The sequence below is a fragment of the Streptomyces maremycinicus genome (genome assembly GCF_001184025.1).
Classification (GTDB): Bacteria; Actinomycetota; Actinomycetes; order Streptomycetales; family Streptomycetaceae; genus Streptomyces; species Streptomyces maremycinicus.
The window spans coordinates 309,254-325,976 of sequence record NZ_BBYG01000012.1 but is presented as its reverse complement, the minus strand read 5'-3'; the positions used below and the strand labels follow the sequence as shown (position 1 = coordinate 325,976).

The 16,723-nt window shown below is 72.2% G+C and carries 14 protein-coding genes and 1 pseudogene; 8 read left to right on the top strand and 7 right to left on the bottom strand.

Translation table 11 applies throughout. The features are described from left to right. Window positions 1-1,224 carry a pyruvate dehydrogenase (acetyl-transferring) E1 component subunit alpha gene (pdhA, locus tag AOQ37_RS14555; protein ID WP_062644914.1) on the bottom strand — a complete coding sequence of 408 codons (1,224 nt, stop codon included), beginning with the start codon at window positions 1,222-1,224 and terminating at the stop codon, window positions 1-3. A gap of 322 nt (window positions 1,225-1,546) precedes the next feature. Between pdhA and AOQ37_RS14550 the strand changes: the two genes are divergently transcribed. From AOQ37_RS14550 to AOQ37_RS14540, 3 genes are all read left to right on the top strand, one after another. After that, window positions 1,547-2,230 carry a response regulator gene (locus tag AOQ37_RS14550; protein ID WP_062644913.1) on the top strand — a complete coding sequence of 228 codons (684 nt, stop codon included), beginning with the start codon at window positions 1,547-1,549 and terminating at the stop codon, window positions 2,228-2,230. A gap of 82 nt (window positions 2,231-2,312) precedes the next feature. Then, window positions 2,313-2,717 carry a pyridoxamine 5'-phosphate oxidase family protein gene (locus tag AOQ37_RS14545; RefSeq protein ID WP_062644912.1) on the top strand — a complete coding sequence of 135 codons (405 nt, stop codon included), beginning with the start codon at window positions 2,313-2,315 and terminating at the stop codon, window positions 2,715-2,717. A gap of 100 nt (window positions 2,718-2,817) precedes the next feature. Continuing rightward, window positions 2,818-3,999, top strand: coding sequence for a phosphotransferase (locus AOQ37_RS14540; RefSeq protein WP_062644911.1), 1,182 nt, complete (start codon window positions 2,818-2,820; stop codon window positions 3,997-3,999). 90 nt (window positions 4,000-4,089) lie between these two features. Here AOQ37_RS14540 and AOQ37_RS14535 read toward each other — a convergent pair whose 3' ends face one another. After that, the gene (locus AOQ37_RS14535; RefSeq protein ID WP_062644910.1) at window positions 4,090-5,601 is read right to left on the bottom strand and encodes a protein kinase domain-containing protein; all 1,512 of its coding nucleotides are present in this window, start codon (window positions 5,599-5,601) and stop codon (window positions 4,090-4,092) included. Between the two features lie 412 nt (window positions 5,602-6,013). On the opposite strand from AOQ37_RS14535, the gene AOQ37_RS14530 reads away from it, so the two are divergent. Continuing rightward, on the top strand, window positions 6,014-7,648 hold the full coding sequence (locus AOQ37_RS14530) for a Stk1 family PASTA domain-containing Ser/Thr kinase (RefSeq protein ID WP_062644909.1): 1,635 nt from the start codon (window positions 6,014-6,016) through the stop codon (window positions 7,646-7,648). 82 nt (window positions 7,649-7,730) lie between these two features. On the opposite strand, the gene AOQ37_RS14525 is transcribed toward AOQ37_RS14530, so the two are convergent. After that, a complete protein-coding gene (locus AOQ37_RS14525) occupies window positions 7,731-8,276 on the bottom strand; it encodes a bacterial proteasome activator family protein (RefSeq protein WP_062644908.1) in 546 nt (181 codons plus the stop codon). 163 nt (window positions 8,277-8,439) lie between these two features. Between AOQ37_RS14525 and AOQ37_RS14520 the strand changes: the two genes are divergently transcribed. Next, on the top strand, window positions 8,440-8,997 hold the full coding sequence (locus AOQ37_RS14520; RefSeq protein ID WP_063781146.1) for a hypothetical protein: 558 nt from the start codon (window positions 8,440-8,442) through the stop codon (window positions 8,995-8,997). Between the two features lie 30 nt (window positions 8,998-9,027). Here the strand turns inward: AOQ37_RS14520 and AOQ37_RS14515 are convergent, their stop codons facing one another. After that, window positions 9,028-10,020 carry an NAD(P)H-quinone oxidoreductase gene (locus AOQ37_RS14515; RefSeq protein WP_062644906.1) on the bottom strand — a complete coding sequence of 331 codons (993 nt, stop codon included), beginning with the start codon at window positions 10,018-10,020 and terminating at the stop codon, window positions 9,028-9,030. A 281-nt stretch (window positions 10,021-10,301) separates the two neighbouring features. Here AOQ37_RS14515 and AOQ37_RS14510 point away from each other — a divergent pair, with 281 nt between their 5' ends. Both AOQ37_RS14510 and AOQ37_RS14505 read left to right on the top strand, forming a co-directional pair. Further along, window positions 10,302-11,417, top strand: coding sequence for an ATP-binding cassette domain-containing protein (locus AOQ37_RS14510; RefSeq protein ID WP_078890179.1), 1,116 nt, complete (start codon window positions 10,302-10,304; stop codon window positions 11,415-11,417). Next, the gene (locus AOQ37_RS14505) at window positions 11,414-12,262 is read left to right on the top strand and encodes an ABC transporter permease (protein ID WP_062644905.1); all 849 of its coding nucleotides are present in this window, start codon (window positions 11,414-11,416) and stop codon (window positions 12,260-12,262) included. The genes AOQ37_RS14510 and AOQ37_RS14505 overlap by 4 nt, the downstream gene beginning before the upstream one ends. A gap of 31 nt (window positions 12,263-12,293) precedes the next feature. Here the strand turns inward: AOQ37_RS14505 and AOQ37_RS14500 are convergent. Continuing rightward, window positions 12,294-12,992 (bottom strand): annotated as a pseudogene (locus tag AOQ37_RS14500) (potassium channel family protein); the annotation flags it as partial. A gap of 118 nt (window positions 12,993-13,110) precedes the next feature. Here AOQ37_RS14500 and AOQ37_RS14495 point away from each other — a divergent pair. Then, on the top strand, window positions 13,111-14,229 hold the full coding sequence (locus AOQ37_RS14495) for a potassium channel family protein (protein ID WP_062644904.1): 1,119 nt from the start codon (window positions 13,111-13,113) through the stop codon (window positions 14,227-14,229). 72 nt (window positions 14,230-14,301) lie between these two features. On the opposite strand, the gene AOQ37_RS14490 is transcribed toward AOQ37_RS14495, so the two are convergent. Continuing rightward, entirely contained in the window at window positions 14,302-15,729 is a 1,428-nt protein-coding gene (locus tag AOQ37_RS14490; RefSeq protein ID WP_062644903.1) for a molybdopterin molybdotransferase MoeA, read from the bottom strand. Beyond that, a complete protein-coding gene (locus tag AOQ37_RS14485; protein ID WP_062644902.1) occupies window positions 15,726-16,646 on the bottom strand; it encodes an NTP transferase domain-containing protein in 921 nt (306 codons plus the stop codon). Before AOQ37_RS14485 ends, AOQ37_RS14490 begins: the two co-directional genes overlap by 4 nt. Window positions 16,647-16,723: the final 77 nt, after the last annotated feature.

Genomic DNA, 16,723 nt, shown 5'->3' with positions numbered 1-16,723 from the left:
TCAGTTTCCCCCCGAACCCGCGGCGAAGCCGCTGTCAGATTCCGTCGCGAACGATGCCTGGTAGGCCGCGAACTGGGCCCGCTCCTCGTCGACGAGGGCGTGTCCGTCCGCGTACACGTTCTCGAAGATGGCGAAGCGGTCCGGGTCCGGCATGGCGCGGACCGCTTCGCGCACTCGCCTGCCCAACGCCTCGCTCTCCGCCTCGAGTTCCGCGAAGAATCCCTCGTCCGTGTGGTTCGACGCCTCCAGGTGGCGGCGCAGGCGCAGGATCGGGTCCTTCGCCTCCCAGGCCTCGCGCTCCTCGTCGGCCCGGTACTTCGTGGGGTCGTCGGAGGTGGTGTGGGCGCCCATGCGGTACGTGTACGCCTCGACGAGGGTGGGTCCCTCGCCGTCGCGGGCCCGCTCCAGCGCCCACCGGGTGACCGCGAGGCACGCGAGGACGTCGTTGCCGTCGACGCGGACGCCGGGGAAGCCGTAGCCCTGGGCGCGCTGGTAGAGCGGCACCCGGGTCTGCTTCTCGGTGGGCTCGGAGATCGCCCACTGGTTGTTCTGGCAGAAGAACACGACCGGCGCGTTGTAGACGGCGGAGAAGGTGAAGGACTCCGCCACGTCGCCCTGGCTGCTCGCGCCGTCGCCGAAGTAGGCGATCACCGCGCTGTCCGCGCCGTCCTTGGCGACGCCCATGGCGTAGCCCGTGGCGTGCAGCGTCTGGGAGCCGATGACGATCGTGTAGAGGTGGAAGTTGTTGCCGTTGGGGTCCCAGCCTCCGTTGTTCACCCCCCGGAACATGCCGAGCAGGTTGGTCGGGTCGACCCCGCGGCACCAGGCCACGCCGTGCTCGCGATAGGTCGGGAAGACGTAGTCGTCGTCGCGCAGGGCCCGGCCGGAGCCGATCTGGGCGGCCTCCTGGCCGAGCAGCGAGGCCCACAGACCCAGCTCGCCCTGACGCTGGAGGGCGGTGGCCTCGGCGTCGAAACGGCGGGTGAGCACCATGTCGCGGTAGAGGCCGCGGAGCTCCTCGGGGGTGACACCGGCGACATACTTGGCGTACTCGGCGTTCTTCGCGTTCTTGACCCGCTTGCCCTCCGGCGTCAGCAGCTGCACGAGCTCGGGCTCGGCGGCCTTCCTGGCGGTGGTGCGGGTGGTGCGCTCGGTGCCGGTGGTGCCGGCCTTGCTTCCGGCGCTGCGTCGCGGCTTGCGCGCGGCAGTGCTCTCCACGGTCACGTGTGCTCCTCCGTCGGTCCGGCCCCCGGGGTTGCCGGGTACCAGTGCGGCTCACCTGCGTCCGACGCCCGTGCACGGGGTGGGTGCCACTCGGTCGGGAACAGGTGTGACAGGTGCCCCGGCGAGCGCCCTGCGGTCATCACGTTACCCAGTGCTTCACATTTCTGTGAAACCCCTCTTGACCTGCGTTTTTGCTTGGATTTCCAAGTAAATCGGCAAAGTCGGGAGAGACCCTGGTCACAGCCTTGCAGGAGGCCGGAGCAACGGCACGTTATCCCGGGCACCCGGTCCACGGGAAGACTCCGTATGTGAGACTGACCGCGTGCGCGAAGAAGGAAAAATCACCGTTTTTCTACTCGACGACCATGAGGTCGTCCGGCGCGGGGTCCGCGAGATGCTCTCCGTGGAGAGCGATATCGAGGTCGTCGGCGAGGCCGGCACTGCGGCCGACGCGCTGGCGCGCATCCCCGCCACCCGGCCCGACGTGGCGGTGCTCGACGTACGGCTCCCGGACGGCAGCGGCGTGGAGGTGTGCCGCGAGATCCGCTCCCGGGACGACTCCGTCCAGTGCCTGATGCTGACCTCGTACGCCGACGACGAGGCCCTTTTCGACGCGATCATGGCGGGCGCCTCCGGATACGTCCTGAAGGCCATCCGCGGCGAGGAGCTGCTGACGGCCGTACGGGACGTCGCCGCCGGCAGGTCCCTCCTGGACCCCGCGGCCACCGCGCGCGTGCTCCAGCGGCTGCGTGAGGGCGCTCCCCGGGCCGACGACCGGCTCGCGCACCTCACCGACCAGGAGCGCAGGATCCTCGACCTGATCGGCGAGGGTCTCACCAACCGCCAGATCGGCACGGAACTGCACCTCGCCGAGAAGACGATCAAGAACTACGTGTCGAGCCTGCTGTCCAAACTCGGGATGCAGCGCCGCTCCCAGGCGGCCGCGTACGTGGCCCGGATGCAGGCGGGGACGCAGACCGGCAGCAGTGGCCGGGGCAGCCGTTAGAGGAGCCGTCAGGGACTTACGTCCCGTCCGGACGGGACGGTGGACTCTGTGGCACCCCGCGCCCGCCCCGCACAGTGGTCGCATGCCGACCGACGAACGACGCGCCGTCGACCTGCTCGCCCGCACCGAGTACGGCCGGGTGGCCGCCAGTCTGCGCGCGATGCCCTTCCTGGCCTGTGCCCGCCACATCGTGGTCGACGGCCGGCTGCTGCTGCGCATGCACCGCGGCCACGGCTACCACCGGGCCTGCGTCGGCCATGTGGTCGCCTACGCCTCGGACAACCTGAACCAGGAGCGGCCGGACGCCACCGAGGGCCGGTGGTCGGTGGAGATCGTCGGCACGTGCGCGGCCGTGGAACCCACCGCCGCCGAACTGGAGCTGTTCGGGCCCGCGCCCCGGTCCATGGAGGGCGGCGTCCCGTTCGACCCGGTCTACGCGCGCGTGATCCCGCGGTTCGTCACCGTGAACACCCTGGCGGCGACCTGAAGGGTCCTGATGCGACCGCCTGTGACGCCCGTTGACCTTTGGTGACTTTCTGTGACAACGCCCAGCTCACAGCCCCGGATCGTGCCCTAGCATCGGGCGCGTGCCGCGCTCCTGTGTACCACCCTCGCCGCTCCACGCGCCCCCTTTGGGCGCTCTGCTCCGCCGGTACGCCGCCGGCACCGCGCTCACCTGTGAGCCCGTCGACGAGGGGCTGCTGAACCGCGGCTACCGGCTCCGCACCACCCGGGGCCGCTACTTCCTCAAGCACCACGTCGATCCGGACACCGCCGACCCGGACGCGATCGCCCGCCAGCACCGGGCCACCGAGCGGCTGGCCGACCTCGGTGTCCCGGTCGCTCCCCCGCTGCCCGGCCACGACGGACGCACGGTCGCCGTCGTCGGCGGCCACGCCTACGCCCTGCACCCGTGGATCGACGGCCGCCACCGCCACGGCGCCCAGCTCACCCCCGGTCAGTGCGGCCGCCTCGGAACGCTGCTGGGGGTGGTGCACGCCGGCCTGGAGCACGTGATGCGGGCGTCCCACGGCGAGCGCCCGCCACCGCAGCGCGGCGGGCACGTGCCCCGGCCCCGGCCCGAACCCCTCGACCGCACCCCGGCCGCAGTACCGGCCACGGCCACCGTCACGGCCCCCCGCGCGCACCCGGACCGCGCCGAGCGCCCCGGCCCCGTCGCGACCACCACCACCTCCGCCGCCCCGAGTCCCGACCCCGCCGACACCTTCGTCCTCATCGACGGCCTCCTCGCGCGCGTGCGCCGCCACCGGCCCGCCGACTCCTTCGACGAACTGGCCCGACACCGCCTCCTGGAGCGGCGCGCACTGCTGGAACGGCACGCGGACCGGCGTCCCCCGCCCGGCGGACCGGTCGGCTGGGTGCACGGGGACTTCCACCCCTTCAACCTCCTCTACCGCGGGGACGCCCCCGCCGCCATCGTCGACTGGGACCGGCTGGGCGTGCAGCCCCGTGCCGAGGAGGCCGTCCGCGCCGCAGCGATCTTCTTCGTCCGCCCCGACGGCACCCTCGACCTGTCGAGAGCCAGGCGGTACGCACGCGCGTACCGGCGCGCGGCCGGGGCCACCGCCGGCGAACTCACGGCGGCCGTGCACCGGGTGTGGTGGGAGCGTCTCAACGACTTCTGGATGCTGCGCTGGCACTACGAGCGCGGCGACGCCCGCGCGGACTCCCAGTTCCCGGCGGCCTCGGCCCTCGTCGTGTGGTGGACCCGGGAGTACGACGCGGTGTGCGGCGCCTTCACGGACTGATCCGGGCCCCGGACACACGACACGCGCGTGTGGAGCCCTGTCAGGGGCCCACGCGCGCGTGCGGTGGTGGTCGTGGCGTACGCCGACCGGTCAGCCGAGGCTGCCGAGGGTGCCGCCCTCGGTGGCCGGGTCGCTCGGCTCCACATCGGTCGGATCGTCCGAGGGCTGTGTGTCGGTCGGCTCGTCCGACGGCTGGGTCTCCGTCTCCTCGTCGGTCGGCTCGCTGGTGGCCGACTCGGAGGGGGTGTACTGCGGCGTGTCCGAGGGCGTGTACGTCGGCGTCCAGTTCGAATCCGAGTTCGAACCGGAGTTGTCGTCGGACGTGTCGTCCGAGGACGACTCGCTCGCCTCGTCGCTCGGCGTCTCGCTGGAGGTGTCGTTCGTCGCGGACTGCGAGGTGGACGGCGAGGGCGAGGTGTCGGTGCCGCCGCCGCCCTTCCCCTGGCCGTTGAGCGCGAGCGCGACGCCCGCGGCGATGGCGATCACCGCGAAGACGGCGAGGATCCACAGCTTGCCGCGGCCGCTGCCCTTGTTGCCGTGCCCCTCGAAGCCGCCGTCGTCACCGCCGCCGTAACCGGTGGGCAGGATCGGCTGCGGGATCTGCGACGTGCTGGAACCGTCGGCGCCGTGCGCCAGCGGGGTCGTGCTCGCGAAGCCGCCGGCGGGCGTGCCGCGGCCGTCGTGCGCGCCGACCGGGCCGGTGTTCCAGGTGCCGGTGTGGCCGCCCTGGTCGTACAGCATCTGGAGCCCGTACTGGACCAGGCCGCGCATCTCCTCCGCGGTCTGGAACCGGTCGTCGGGGTCCTTGGCCAGCGACCGCATGACGAGGCCGTCGAGTTCCGGCGGGCACTGCCCGTCCGAGGTCTGCGACGGCGGCACCGGGATGTCCTGCACGTGCTGGTAGACCACCGACAGCGGCGTCTCACCGGTGAACGGCGGTCGCAGCGCGAGGAGTTCGTACAGCAGGCAGCCCGTCGCGTACAGGTCGGAGCGGTAGTCGACGGCCTTGCCGAGCGCCTGCTCCGGGGAGAGGTACTGCGGGGTGCCCATGACCATGCCGGTCTGCGTCATCGTCGTGGACGCGCCGTGCAGGGCGCGCGCGATGCCGAAGTCCATCACCTTGACCGCGCCGTTGTGCGTGATGATCACGTTCGCCGGCTTGATGTCACGGTGCACGATGCCGTGCTGGTGCGAGTAGGCGAGCGCCTCCAGCACCCCCGAGGTGATGATCAGGGCCTGCTCGGGCCCCGGCGCCTCGGCGTTGAGGAGCAGGTCACGGATGGTGCGCCCCTCGACGATCTCCATCACGATGTACGGCACGCTCTGGCCGCCCACGAAGTCCTCGCCGGAGTCGTACACGGCGACGATCGCGTGGTGGTTGAGGCCGGCGACCGACTGGGCCTCACGCGTGAAGCGGGCCTTGGACACGGGGTCCTCGGCGAGATCGGCGCGCAGCAGCTTCACCGCGACGGTGCGTCCGAGGCGTACGTCCTCGGCCGCGAACACCTCGGCCATACCACCCCGGCCGAGTCTGCGGGTCAGCCGGTACCGGCCGTCCCCAACCAGCCCGCCGTTGCCCCAGTTCTCCGGCGCATCTGACATACCGCCGCCAGTCGCCTCGGGGTCGGACGGGCCCTGAGCGCGCTGCTGTGCCATCAGTCCTCGCCGTCGTTTCTGCCCGCGGAACGCGCGGTGTTGTTACGGTCTCCGTCGGCCACGCTACAGCCTCCGCGCAAGCCTCCGGCCCGGGGCGATCCCCGGAACATCGCCCGGGGCGTGCCCGGGCGCCGGTCCGAGGCGGACCGGCCATGAAACCTGTACTCCGTACCGACGTGCAAATTCCGTGTACCGGTCGTACGGCACCTGTAACGCTTCCGCGACGCTTCTTTCTCGTAGGGTCACGGAACGGGCACCGAGCTTGACGTGTCAGTGCCCTACGGCAGACTTGGCCGGGAATAGCACTTTCGATCAACGACAGTCAACGGCGCCTGAGGGCTTACGGGGGACGCAGAAGATGAGCCAGGACGGCGCGCAGGGCCGGTACACGGGGCGGGCGCTCGCCGCCGGCCGGTATCAGCTGCGCGACTTGCTCGGCGAGGGCGGCATGGCCTCGGTGCACCTCGCCTACGACGCCGTGCTCGACCGTCAGGTCGCGGTGAAGACCCTGCACACCGAACTCGGCCGTGAGCAGGCCTTCCGCGAGCGCTTCCGCCGCGAGGCCCAGGCCGTGGCCAAGCTCACGCACACCAACATCGTCTCCGTCTTCGACACCGGCGAGGACGACGTCGAGGGTCTGACGACCCCGTACATCGTCATGGAGTACATCGAGGGCCGCCCGCTCGGCTCGGTGCTCGACGAGGACGTACGGCAGCAGGGCGCGATGCCCGCCGACAAGGCGCTGAAGATCACCGCCGACGTGCTGGCGGCGCTGGAGATCAGCCACGAGATGGGGCTCGTCCACCGCGACATCAAGCCCGGCAACGTGATGATGACCAAGCGCGGCGTGGTCAAGGTGATGGACTTCGGCATCGCGCGCGCGATGCAGTCCGGGGTCACCTCGATGACGCAGACCGGCATGGTCGTCGGCACCCCGCAGTACCTCTCGCCCGAACAGGCCCTGGGGCGCGCGGTGGACGCCCGCTCCGACCTGTACTCGGTCGGCATCATGCTGTTCCAACTGGTCACCGGGCGGCTGCCGTTCGAGGCCGATTCGCCGCTTGCGATCGCGTACGCGCACGTGCAGGAGGAGCCGGTCGCTCCTTCCTCGGTCAACCGGGCGCTGCCGCCGGCCGTCGACGCGCTGATCGCCCGCGCGCTGAAGAAGAACCCGAACGAGCGCTTTCCGACCGCCGTCGCCATGCGCGACGAGTGCCTGCGGGTCGCCGCCTCCTTCCAGGCGGCGCCGCCGAGCATCGTCCCGGGCGCCCAGACGTCGAGCGGCGCGGGTGTCGGTTCCGCGGTGTTCCCGCCGGTCGGACAGAGCACCCCGCCGCCCCAGGCCGGCGTCCAGACGCCGTATCAGCCCGCCCCGACCCCGAACCCGTACGGCACGCCGACGCCGTCCGCCTCCTACGGCTACCCGCAGCAGGGCTACCAGACGCCCGCGCCGGCCTACGGCCACCAGCAGGCCCCGCACACCCCGCCCGCGTACAACCTGAGCCCGCAGCCGTCGACCACGGTGACCTCGGGAGGCGACGGCCGCAGGAACAGCAAGGCGGTGCTCATCGGCTCGGCCGTCGTCGCCGTGGTGGCGGTCGGCGGCCTCCTCGCCAGCCTCGCGCTGAACGGGACCGGTGACGACGACGCCAAGGGCGGTACCACCAGCTCCTCGCCGTCGGCGACGAAGGCGGCGGACTACCGGGCGCCGGACACCTCCAAGACCATCGAGTCGACGGAGTGCTCCGAGCCGCAGGAGTCGTACAACGACCCCGACAAGATCCGGGTGCCGAACTTCAAGTTCAAGTACATCGGCTCGGTCAAGGAGTGCTTCCAGGCCGCCGGCTGGCAGTACAAGATCGTGAAGGTCGACGAGAACACGTACGGCGACGGGGCGGTCATGGACCAGTTCCCCGCCGCCGGGACGGATGTCGACCCGGAGGACATGCCCGAGATCCAGATCAAGGTCTCCACGGGCAACCCGGCGTCCTGACCGCCCGACGTCATGGGAAAGGGCCCGGCGGTTCACCGCCGGGCCCTTCTCGTGTCCAGGAACCCGTCAGGGCCCCGATTCCCTAGAGGTACGGTCCGCCCGAACGGCCGCCCGCGCGCGGGTCGTCGACGCCCTCGTGGCTCGCTCCCGGCGGCAGCGCGCGACGCATCTGCTCCAACTGGGCCCGCGCGGCCATCTGCTGGGCGAAGAGGGTGGTCTGGATGCCGTGGAAGAGGCCCTCCAGCCAGCCGACCAACTGGGCCTGCGCGATGCGCAGTTCCGCGTCGCTCGGGGTCGAGTCCTCGTTGAACGGCAGGGAGAGCCGCTCCAGCTCCTCCACCAGCTCCGGCGCCAGGCCGTCCTCCAGTTCCTTCACCGAACTCGAGTGGATCTCCTTCAGCCGGGCCCGGCTCGCCTCGTCCAGGGGAGCCGCGCGCACCTCCTCGAGCAGCTGCTTGATCATGCTGCCGATCCGCATGACCTTCGCCGGCTGCTCGACCTGCTCGGTCACCGGGATCTCACGGGAGTCGTCGTCAGCGTCGATGTCACCGAGCGCCATGCCGTCCTGACCTACGACCAGGATCTTCTGGGCGTTCTCCGGCGACCTTTCGTTCCTCGGCATCTCCATGCCGTCATTCTCTCGCACGTGCCCACCTCATCACCGTGGCACCCCCCGGGAAAGGTGATCCACTGTTTCCGTTCGGCGGAGTCCGGAATGCGTGAAATGTTCGCCGATGTGAGGCTTATTGCGTCTTTTCTTGGCCACTGGGCACCGGGAGGGGGTCACGGACGTGACTCCATGGCAGCAGGCGTGGTGCGCGGTGCGAGCCCGCGCGGTCGTGGGCGCGGGCGTGGGCATGCTCGGCGTGCTCGTACTGCCCTACGGGGGTGTCTCGTCGTACGCGGCCGTCTCGACACACGCGGTCGTCGCGTCGCACGCCCCGGTGGCGGCGTCCGCCACCCCCGTCCCCTCCTCCCCCGAACCGGACCGGGCCGGCAGCCGGGCGGGCGAGGGACGCCAGCGGCCCGGACGGCCGGGCGACCGCGCGGAGGAGGAGGCGGACGAGGAGGCGGACGAGGAGGCACAGGCCACGGAGGACGAGGACGGCACGGACGAGGGCGCCGACGACGGCGATCTCTCCGGCGACACCGGCGCCTCCGAGTCGCCGGAGGCCGCCGCCCCCGTGCCCTCGACGGCGCCCCGGGACGCCGGGCGGCGGGCCGCGTCGACCGAGCAGCGGGCGGCCGACGGCCCCGTGCTCCAGATCCTGCCGCTCGGCAGCGGCCTCGTCCTCATCGGCCTCGGCATCGCCCTCGCCCTGGCCGCGCTGCGGCTGCGCCGCACCTGAGGCCGCCGCCGGGCAGCCAGCTCGCCGGCCTCAGGCCCGGCCCCCGGGCGTGACCAGCAGTACCTTGCCGACGTGGGTGCTGGCCTCGACGATCCGGTGGGCCTCGGCCGCGTCGCTCATCGGGACCTCGCGGTCGACGACGGGGCGGACATGACCCGCGGCGAGCAGCGGCCAGACGTGTTCGCGCACGGCCGCCACGATGGCCGTCTTCTCCTCCAGCGGACGGGCCCGCAGCGAGGTCGCGCTGATCGCGGCGCGCTTGCCGAGGAGCGTGCCGATGTTCAGCTCGGCCTTGAGGCCGCCCTGCATACCGATGATCGCGAGACGGCCGTTGACGGCGAGCGCCTGGACGTTGCGGTCCAGGTACTTCGCGCCCATGTTGTCGAGGATGACATCGGCACCGGCGCCGTCCGTGGCCTGCTTCAGCTCGGCGACGAAGTCCTGCTCGCGGTAGTTGATCAGGATGTCCGCGCCCAGCTCGGCGCAACGGTCCAGCTTCTCCTTGGTGCCCGCGGTGACGGCGACCTTGGCACCGACGGCCTTGGCCAGCTGGACGGCCATGGTCCCGATGCCGCTGGAGCCGCCGTGCACGAGCAGTGTCTCGCCGGGGCGGAGGTGGGCGATCATGAAGACGTTCGACCAGACGGTGCTCACCACCTCCGGGAGCGCGGCGGCCCTCCGCAGATCGACGCCGTCCGGCACCGGCAGCAGCTGACCGGCCGGCACGGCGACCCTCTCGGCGTAGCCGCCACCCGCGAGCAGCGCGCACACCTCGTCGCCGACGGCCCAGCCGGAGACGCCGGGGCCGACCTCGACGATCCGGCCGGAGCACTCCAGGCCGGGGTAGCGGGAGGCGCCGGGCGGCGGATCGTAGAAGCCCTGCCGCTGAAGGATGTCGGCCCGGTTGACGGCGCCGGCCACCACCTCGACCAGGACCTCGCCCGCGCCGGGTACGGGATCGGGGACCTCGTCCCACACCAGCGCCTCGGGACCACCAGGTTCGGGAATCGTGATCGCATGCATGAAGGGGACGCTACTCCTCCCCCTCCGCGCTGCCGATCATGAGCCGCGACGGAACACGGTGAGCGGGGTCGGCGTACGGGGCAGCGTGCGGGGGGCGGCGTGCAGGGTCGGCGAGCGGGGTCGGTGGGCCGTATCAGCGTGCGGGGTCGATGGGCCGTATCGGCGTGCGGGGTCGGTGGGCCGTATCGGTGGGTCCGGAAAAACGAGATGCGATCACCGATGAGTTCGGGCGACGGTAAAGGTCTCCCCATGCGTAGCCCAAGTACGCGGAAGGAACCCCCATGAGCCAGCACACCGCCGGCCTGGCGATCGAGACTGCGGGCCTGGTGAAGACGTTCGGCGAGACCAGGGCCGTGGACGGCGTCGACCTCGCCGTCCCCACCGGCACGGTCTACGGCGTCCTCGGCCCGAACGGCGCCGGCAAGACGACCACCGTGAAGATGCTCGCCACGCTGCTGCGTCCGGACGGCGGCCAGGCCCGGATCTTCGGCCACGACGTCGTCCGGGAGGCCGACGAGGTGCGCGGCCGGGTGAGCCTGACCGGCCAGTACGCGTCCGTCGACGAGGACCTCACCGGCACCGAGAACCTGGTGCTGCTCGGCCGGCTCCTCGGGCACGCCAAGAAGGCCGCCCGGGAACGCTCCGCGCAGCTGCTCGCCGCGTTCGGGCTCACCGACGCGGCGGGGAAGCAGGTGAAGCACTACTCGGGCGGTATGCGGCGGCGGATCGACATCGCCGCGTCCATCCTCAGCACACCCGACCTGCTCTTCCTCGACGAGCCGACGACCGGACTCGACCCGCGCAGCCGCAACCAGGTGTGGGACATCGTGCGGGCGGTGGTCGCCCAGGGCACCACCGTGCTGCTGACCACGCAGTACCTGGACGAGGCCGACCAGTTGGCGTCCCGGATCGCCGTCATCGACCGGGGCCGGGTGATCGCCGAGGGCACGAAGGGCGAGCTGAAGGCGTCCGTCGGCGCCGGCTCCGTCCATCTGCGGCTGCGTGACCCCGCGCAGCGGCCCGAGGCCGAACAGGTGCTGCGACTGGCCCTGGACGCGGACGTCCAGCGCGATCCGGACCCGGTGGCGCTGACCGCCCGGCTCGACGCGGCGGCGGGCGACACGGCCGCCGCCCAGGCCGCCCGGGCCCTCGGGGAACTGTCCCGGGCCGGGATCGTCGTCGACAACTTCTCTCTGGGCCAGCCCAGCCTGGACGAGGTGTTCCTCGCCCTTACCGGACACGACACCAAGACCGACGCGAAGACCCACGCGAAGACCGACCCGAAGACCGACCCGAAGAGCGACACGGAGACCGGCACGGGCCCGGCGGGTGGCGGCGGGACTTCCGCCGGTGCCGGTGCAGCGGGCCGCGGCGAGAAAGGCGAGGTGCCGGTATGAGCACCGTGACCAGCACGGACGTCCAGGATCTCGCTCCCGTGAGCGCCGAGTCGCTGACCGAGCTGCTCGTCTCGCGGGAACGGCCGCCCCGCCCGAGCGCCCTCTCGGCCTCCCTCACCTTCGGCTGGCGGGCGATCCTCAAGATCAAGCACGTGCCGGAGCAGCTCTTCGACGTCACCGCGTTCCCGATCATGATGGTGCTGATGTACACGTACCTGTTCGGGGGCGCCCTGGCCGGGTCCCCGGAGGAGTACATCCAGTTCCTGCTGCCGGGCATCCTGGTGATGTCGGTCGTGATGATCACGATGTACACGGGCGTCTCGGTGAACACCGACATCGAGAAGGGCGTCTTCGACCGCTTCCGGTCCCTGCCGATCTGGCGGCCCTCGACGATGGTCGGCTATCTGCTGGGCGACGCGCTGCGCTACACGATCGCGTCCGTCGTGATGCTCACCGTCGGCCTGGTCCTCGGCTACCGGCCGGACGGCGGGTTCGCGGGGGTGGTCGCGGGAATCGCCCTGCTGGTCGTGTTCTCGTTCGCGTTCTCGTGGATCTGGACGATGTTCGGGCTGCTGCTGCGCACCGAGAAGTCGGTGATGGGCGTCAGCATGATGGTGATCTTCCCGCTCACCTTCCTGTCCAACGTGTTCGTCGACCCCCGCACCATGCCGGGCTGGCTCCAGGCGTTCGTCAACAACAGCCCGGTCACCCATCTCGCCTCGGCGGTGCGGGGACTGATGGCGGGTGACTGGCCCGGTACCGAGATCGCCTGGTCGCTGGGGTGGGCCGCGCTGTTCGTGCTGGTCTTCGGGCCGGTGACGATGCGGCTCTACAACCGTAAGTAGCGCCGCCGTACAGCGCCCGGGGGCATGTTCCTCAGGCCGGCGGCAGCGGCGGGATCCCGGGCATGCCGGGCGTTCCGAGGGGGGCCCGGCTGCGCTCCGGGCCCACCCGCACGATCGTGACCACCCGGTCGGTCGGTTCCAGCATGCCGATCGCCGGGTCGTCGTAGGCGAGGACGCGGTGCCCGCGGACGACACTCACCACCAGGTCGTCCGTCTCGCGCGGTCCACGGCCCGTCTCGGCCTTGGTGACGGGCCGTTCGACGAGGTCCAGCCCGTCGCCCTGCTGGATGAGGTCCTCCATGACCCTGCCCGCCGCCGGGCTGAGCACGGACAGGCCGAGGAGCCGGCCGGCCGCACCGGCGCTGGTGATGACCTCGTCGGCGCCCGACTGCTTGAGCAGCGGGGCGTTCTCCTCCTCGCGGACCGCCGCCACGATCTTCGCCCCCGGGTTGAGCTGGCGGGCCGTCAGCGCCACGAGGACCGCCGTGTCGTCCCGCTGGGTCGCGATGACGATCCGCCCCGCCCGCTGCACCTCGGCCCGCCGCAGCACATCACTGCGGGTGGCGTCCCCGACCACACCCTCGTAGCCCTCGGCCGTCGCCGCGTCGATCACCTTCGCACTGGGGTCGATCACCACGACCTGCTCCTTGCGCAGGCCCGCCGCGCAGGCCGTCCGGATCGCGGACCGGCCCTTCGTGCCGAAGCCGACGACGACAATGTGGTCGCGCAAGGGGACCTCCGGGATCATGGATCTGTGGACTCATGGACACGTGTTGCTTCATGACGGGTACGAGCCCGCCGGGAACCATGGTGCCCACCGATCGGATCACCGTCACAGGGGGCACACGATGAAGGACCACGAACGACAGCCGGCCGGCCAGGCCAGACTCTCCCTCTTCAGGTCCCTCTGGTACCGCTCGCGCAGCGAGGCCCGCGACGACGCGGAGGCGGGCCGCTCCATCACGATGCCCATGCGCATCGGCGTCCCCCCGCTCCAGCAGGTACTGCGCCGCCTCGCCATGGGCCTGCTGGTACTGGCCCTCACCACGCTGATCGTCTACGCCGACCATGACGGCTACAACGACAACTCGGACGGCTCCGTCGGCCTCCTCGACGCCGCCTACTACGCCACCGTCACGCTCTCCACCACCGGCTACGGCGACATCACCCCGGTCAGCGACACGGCGCGGCTCGTCAACATCCTCGTCATCACACCGCTGCGCGTGGTGTTCCTGATCATCCTGGTCGGCACCACCCTGGAAGTGCTCACCGAGCGCACCCGTCAACAGGTCCGCGTCCACCGCTGGCGGACCCGCATCAGCCACCACGTCGTGGTCGTCGGCTACGGCACGAAGGGCCGCCACGCGGTGGAGACCCTCGTCGGACAGGGCATCCCCAAGGACCGGATCGTCATCGTGGACGCCCAGCGCAAGTCCGCGCTCGCCGCCGGCGACGACGGCCTGGTGTCGGTGACCGGGGACGCGACCCGCTCCGAGACACTCCTCAAGGCGGAGGTCCAGAACGCCGCCCGGGTGATCGTCGCCCCGCAACGGGACGACACGGCCGCCCTGGTCACCCTCACCGCCCGGCAGCTCAACCGGCGCGCGACGATCGTCGTGGCCGCCCGGGAGGACGAGAACGTGCCGCTGCTCAAGCAGAGCGGCGCGGACACCGTGATCACCAGCTCCAGTTCCGCCGGTCGGTTGCTCGGCGTCTCGATGGTCAGCCCGACCGTGGCCAAGACCCTGGAGAACCTGATGACCCTCGGCAACGGCCTGGACCTCATCGAGCGGCCGGTCAGCGAGGCGGAGGTCGGCGAGGCGCCCCGCAGCTGCTCGGACCAGGTCGTGGCCGTCGTCCGGGGCAAGGAGCTGCTGGACTACACCGACCCCCGGCTCGCCCGCCTCCAGTCGGGAGACCGGGTGATCACGGTCAGTCGTGCCGTCCCGGCCCCCGAGCAGGCGTGAGGATGTTTCACGTGAAACCGGGAGCGAGCCGGACGGGTCGACGTCGATCAGGCCTGGCCGATCAGGACTGTTTCACGTGAAACAGGCGTCGATCCCGCCCGACGCCCACGGCAGGTCGAGGAGCTCCGTCTCCTGACCCGCGCGTGCGCCGCCCGGCGGCACGACGGCGAGGGCGTCGGCCGCCGCGATACCCCGCAGCATGGCCGGGCCGTTGAAGTGCAGCGGCACCGCGTGGTCACCGCGCAGGACGACCGGGACGAGCCGGGTGTCGTGCGGGTGCCCGTGCGCCGCCTGTCTCAGCGGCAGCGCGTACGGCTCGGGAGCCGGCCGGGCGGCGAGGGTGCGCAGCAGCGGCTCGGCGAGCGTCAGCAGACCGGAGACGGCCGCGAGAGGGTTGCCGGGCAGACCGACGAGATGCTGGTTCTCCTTGAGGCGGGCCAGCAGCATCGGGTGACCGGGGCGCACCTTGACGCCGTCGACGAGCAGTTCGGCGTCGAGGCGGCGCAGGATCGGATGCACATGGTCGACGGGTCCCGAGGCGGTGCCCCCGGTGGTGACGACGAGATCGGCGCCGGAGGCGGTGATGGTGCGGTGCAGGGCCTTCGCGTCGTCGCCGAGCCGGCGCACCGCGGTGACCTCGGCGCCCAGTGCCCTCAGCCACGGGGGCAGCATCGGGCCGAGCGCGTCCCGGATGAGGCCGTCGTGCGGGCGGCCCTCGGTGAGCAGTTCGTCGCCCAGGACGAGCACCTCGACCCGGGGCCGGGGGACGGCGGCCAGCGTGTCGTACCCGGCGGCCGCGGCGAGGCCGAGGACGGCCGGGGTGACCACCGCCCCGGCGCGCAGCAACTGATCCCCGCTGCGGCACTCCTGGCCCCGCGGGCGGATGTCCTGGCCGTGCTGCATCTCGCGGGTCGGGTGCAGCCGACCGTTGTCGTCGGTACGGCCGTGCTCGCTGCGCAGCACCGCCGTGGTGTCCGGGGGGATCCGGGCGCCGGTGGCGATCCGTACGGCCTCGCCGTCGGCCAGGGGTGCGGGCGTCGCGCTCCCGGCCAGCAGGCCCTCTTCCCGTACGTGCCAGGGGCCGGGGCCGGCGACCGCCCAGCCGTCCATCGCCGAGGTGTCGAAGGAGGGCAGGTCGGTGAGGGCCGTCAGCGGGGCGGCCAGCACGAGGCCGAGGGCGTCGCCGAGGGTCACGGAGACGGGGGCGAGGCGGGCGGCGCCGGACCGGGCGGCGCAGGCGGCGACCGTCCGGGCCTCGGGCCAGGCGGTCGCCCGGTGGCGGTGCTCGGCGGCGTCGCCCCGGTGCCCCGTCTCCGAGGCCTGGGCCGGGGTGGAGGCGGAAGAAGCGCGCGAAGTGGCGTGCCCGCTGCCGTCTCGTGGCGCCGGGCTCTGGCCGCCGGGCGGGCGGGCGGTGCCGTTGCCGTCCTTCACGAGGGCGAGCGCCTCCTCGACGTCGAGGTCCTCGGCGTCGAGGCCCTGCCGGGTCCCGCGGGCGGTCATCCGGCGTCCGGTCCGGAGCCCCCGGGCCTGCCGGCCTTCTGCTCCTCGGCGCTCTGCTGCTGGGCGTTCTCCTGCTCGGCCTCCTGCGCCCAGCGCAGCGCCAGCGCGGCGGCCTTGCGGGCGGCCTCGGCGACGGCCTCGGGGCCTCCCTTGGCCTGTGCGGCCGCGTAGCCGACCAGGAAGGTGGTCAGCGGCGCCGCGGGCCTGGCCACCCCGTGGGCGGCGTCACGGGCGAGGTCGAGGAGGAGGCCGGTGTCGACGTCGAGGTCGATGCCCAGCTCGTCCTTGACTGCGGAGATCCATTCATCCAACACGTGGTCATGCTCCCTGATACGGGCCCTGGCGGCGGCGATGTCGTCCCAGGTGTCGCAGTCGAACGACGCGACCGGGTCGGGGACGCGGGCGAGGTCGAGTCCGGCGGTCAGCCGGCGCAGTGGCAGTCCGGTGAGGCCGCCTTCGCCGGCGGTGAGCACCGCCAGCTCGCGACGCAGGGCGGCCGAGCGGTAGGCGGCGACGAGCGGCTGGTCACGGCCGTCGGCGTCGGTGAGCAGCACGCCGTCGGCCCGCCCGGCGCGCAGGGCGGTCAGCAGCCCCCGCACGGTGTCCGTCGCGAGGAAGGGCAGATCGGCGGAGAGGACGAGGACGTCGTCCGCGGCGGTGTGGCGCAGTCCGGCGTCGAGCGCGGCGACGGGCCCCGCGCCGGGGGGTTCCTCGCGTGCCCAGCGCACGGGCCGGGCGGTGCGGCGGGGATCCGCGACGACGACGGTGGTGCGCGCGTCGGCGCAGGCGCCGAGCACCCGGTCGAGCAGCGCGCGCCCGCCCACCCTGACGCCCGGCTTGTCGGCGCCGCCGAGCCGGCGGGCGCCGCCACCGGCGAGCACGACGACGTCGTAGGGGAGGGGCTCGTTCGAGGTCACCCCCCGAGTATGCGGGCCGCCCCGGCGATGCGGGCCCGCCCGATCACGGGAAACGCGCCGATCGCCGGGGCCCGCCC